This is a genomic window from Flavobacterium sp. FPG59 (assembly GCF_002150205.1).
GTDB lineage: Bacteria > Bacteroidota > Bacteroidia > Flavobacteriales > Flavobacteriaceae > Flavobacterium.
The window spans coordinates 1-3,409 of sequence record NZ_MTCA01000281.1 but is presented as its reverse complement, the minus strand read 5'-3'; the positions used below and the strand labels follow the sequence as shown (position 1 = coordinate 3,409).

The 3,409-nt window shown below is 29.9% G+C and carries 3 protein-coding genes; 2 read left to right on the top strand and 1 reads right to left on the bottom strand.

Annotated elements, in window-relative coordinates; genetic code table 11:
* Together FPG59_RS15005 and FPG59_RS15000 are read left to right on the top strand one after the other, a co-directional pair.
* Window positions 1-774 (top strand): sensor histidine kinase (locus FPG59_RS15005; protein ID WP_086455368.1); only part of this gene is annotated, 774 nt, incomplete at its 5' end.
* Window positions 758-1,402, top strand: a complete 645-nt coding sequence (locus tag FPG59_RS15000) for a response regulator transcription factor (protein ID WP_086455366.1) — start codon at window positions 758-760, stop codon at window positions 1,400-1,402. The genes FPG59_RS15005 and FPG59_RS15000, both read left to right, overlap by 17 nt.
* An 85-nt stretch (window positions 1,403-1,487) precedes the next feature.
* On the opposite strand, the gene FPG59_RS14995 is transcribed toward FPG59_RS15000, so the two are convergent.
* The coding region (locus FPG59_RS14995) for an OmpA family protein (RefSeq protein ID WP_140344689.1) at window positions 1,488-3,409 on the bottom strand (1,922 nt) is incomplete at its 5' end.

Here is a 3,409-nt window from a genome sequence, read left to right as displayed (position 1 = left end):
CTATTAATTATTTCACTTAGTATAATTTTCTTTACATTAATTGTAATACTACTGACTTTGTTCTTTTATTTTTCAAAGAAAAAGAATTCTTTTTTGATTGAACAAATGAAATCTAAGCACTACTTTCAATCTGAACTAGTAAAAACAAGGATAGAAATCAAAGATCAAACCTTGTCCGAAATTAGTAAAGAACTTCATGATAATATTGGCCAAATACTATCTGTGGCCATAATGCAATTGAACTTATTCCTGCAGGATGAAAATAAAATTGTTAAACCCAAAGAACTTAATAATCTAAAAGATATCATTGCAAACGCGCTGGATGAAATTAGAATTTTATCGCGAATAATTAATAAAGAAAACACCTTGCAATGCAATTTCATTGAAGCTATACAGCTAGACTTAGATAAAATTAAAAAATTAAAGAAAATCAAATGTATTTTAAATTGGGATGGCATTTCACCCCAAATACATTTTGAACATGAATTATTTATTTACCGAATTTTTCAAGAAGCCATTCACAATAGTTTAAAACATTCACATAGTGAAACCTTTGAAATAACAATTCAAACTTCAAAAGATCATTTCCTATTAACCTTAACAGATTTCGGAATTGGATACAATACCAATGAATTATCTACCGGTTCTGGATTGAACAACATGAAACTAAGAGCTCAACTTATTGGAGCATCAGTAGATATACATTCCAATAATAATGGCACCTCAATTAAGTTAATTTATCCTTTAACCACAAATCATGAAGACTACCAATAAAATAATTATTGTAGATGATCATCTACTCTTTTCTCAATCTTTAAAACTCTTAATAAATAGTTTTGATGATTTTGAAGTGGTTAATAGCTTCGAGAATGGCAAAGAATTTATTAATCATCTTCAAGAAAACCCTGACACCAATGTTGATCTTGTACTTTTGGATGTTAATATGCCCATCTTAGATGGATTAAGCACCATTAAATGGATAAAGGAAAACCAACCCAACTTGAATGTTATAGCCCTCTCAGTAAACAATGACGATGAAACCATCATAAAAATGATTACCAATGGTGCAAAAGGATATTTACTAAAAGATACTAGCCCAAAAATTTTTCAAGAAGCAATCATTGCGGTAATTGAAAAAGGCTTTTATTTTACTGAGTTAGTTTCATCTATTTTGATTAATCGAATTGATAATGACAGTAAAAAAATCATTCTAAAAGAAAAAGAGCTGATTTTCTTAAAACTAGCCTGTACAGAAAAAACATACAAGGAAATTGCAGACGAAATGTGTCTAAGTCCAAAAACAATCGATGGTTATAGAGAGGTCCTATTTGAAAAACTTGAAATTAAAACTAGAATTGGCCTTGTACTTTATGCAATAAAAAACAAAATCGTTATTATTTAAAATTCAATTTTAACCAAATAAATTTAATGAAAAATGCCCCAAATAGCATATCACTTTTTGGGGCATTTTCATATGAATACTTTTTTTACAAACTCTTAATCACAAATTCACTTCTTCTGTTGAGCTCGTGCTCTTCTTCGGTACAGCTCTCTTCAGGAAAACATTTTATAATTTGAACTGATTCACCATATCCTTTTGCAAAAATTTGTTTTGGTAAAATTCCTTGATCTAAAAAGTAATCTCTTGTAGCCTGTGCTCTTTTTTGAGATAAGTCTTTATTAAATTTTTCATTTCCTCTATTATCCGTGTGGGAACCTATTTCTACGATCATTTCTGGATATTTTTTCATCAAAGCAACAACTTTATTCAAGATAGTTTTAGAGTCTTTTCTGATGTACCATAAATTATAATCAAAATAAATAGGATCGGTCTTGATAATTAAGCGGTCTTTGTCTTTTACAACATCTTTTTCATTTGCTAAAATAGTAGCAACTTTTTCAATTTTTTTGGCTTCAGCTAATTCTTGATTTCTTTTTGCATTTATCGCTATGCTTTTAATTTTCTCAGCCTGAGCTACTTTTTCTTTTTCTTGTTGCAAAGCTAGAGCAGTGAGCTTATTTCTCTCTTCTTCCTCTAAAACAAGTTGCTGCTCTCGTTTAATTACCTCATTTGATTTAATTTGCATGGAAGCATCATTATTCTTTTTGCGCTCAGCATTAACTACTATTTTTTTGAATGCTGAAGTATAATTTTCTTTTTCTGCAGTAATTTTATAGGTGGATTTACATAATACTTCAAAACTTAATTTACCTTCGCTAGTTGTTGTGCTACTTTGTACTATTTCACCATCAGCGTTTAGTAATTGTACCAAGACATTATCTAATGGTAATTTAGTATCAATATCTGTAATAATTCCCGTTATATATTGCTTACAATCTTCAATAATCAATGGTTTCTCTTCTGTGAACGAATAAATATCATCACTGCCTTTACCTCCTAAGCGGTTTGAAGAGAAAAAACCTTCCTTTATATCTGAATTAATAAAAAAAGCAAAATCATCATACCCCGAGTTTATGGGTAACCCAACATTTTCAGCTTGCGTAGGAACTCCATTTTGTAAATTCGAAACAAATACGTCTAATGCACCGAAGCCTTCATGTCCATTTGATGAAAAATACAATTTATTGTCTTTTGAAACAAATGGAAATTGCTCTTTTCGAGCAGTATTAATCGTAGTACCTAGATTAACAGGTACCCCAAAAGTATCTCCGAAAATTTCTACTGAAAAAATATCAAATGAACCCAATGTTCCTGGCATATCCGAAGCAAAATACAATGTTTTTTCATCCATGCTTAATGCTGGATGTTCTGTTGAATAATTGTCATTGTTAAAAGGTAACGAAATTATATTTGTCCATTTTCCGTTATGCCATGAAGCTCTAAACAACTGTAAATTGGAAACTTTATCTTTATTTTTTCCGCGTCTGCCTTTTTTATAATTATTTCTGGTGAAAAACATGGTTTTTCCATCTTTTGTAAATACAGCATTTGATTCATGCATAGCTGTGTTTATTTTATTGTCAAAACTAGTGGCTACTGAGTCAACTGCGTTTACATTGCGTAACGGAATTGCCATCAAATCAAGATATGATTCTCCATTCCATTTAAAACGTTTATCAAACATACCCATTTTAGATTTGACACCTGCAAATACAAAAGAATTATCTGTAATAAAGCCTCCAAACTCCGTATGGGGTGTATTTATTTTCAAATTTTTAATTTGGTATCTATCCCCAATAGCAGTAACGTTTTCAAGAACTTGAAGGCCTTTTTGATACTTGATTAAAACATCTTTATCTGATAAGGAAGCATAATATTTTTGTAAAACAGTATAAGCTTCATCATATTTTCCAGATGCTTTTAAAGTTTGAGAATATTTAAAATAATATTCTTCTCCAACTTCATTTCCAAAATTTGTAATTAAAAGTTTATAGTAATACTGAGAAG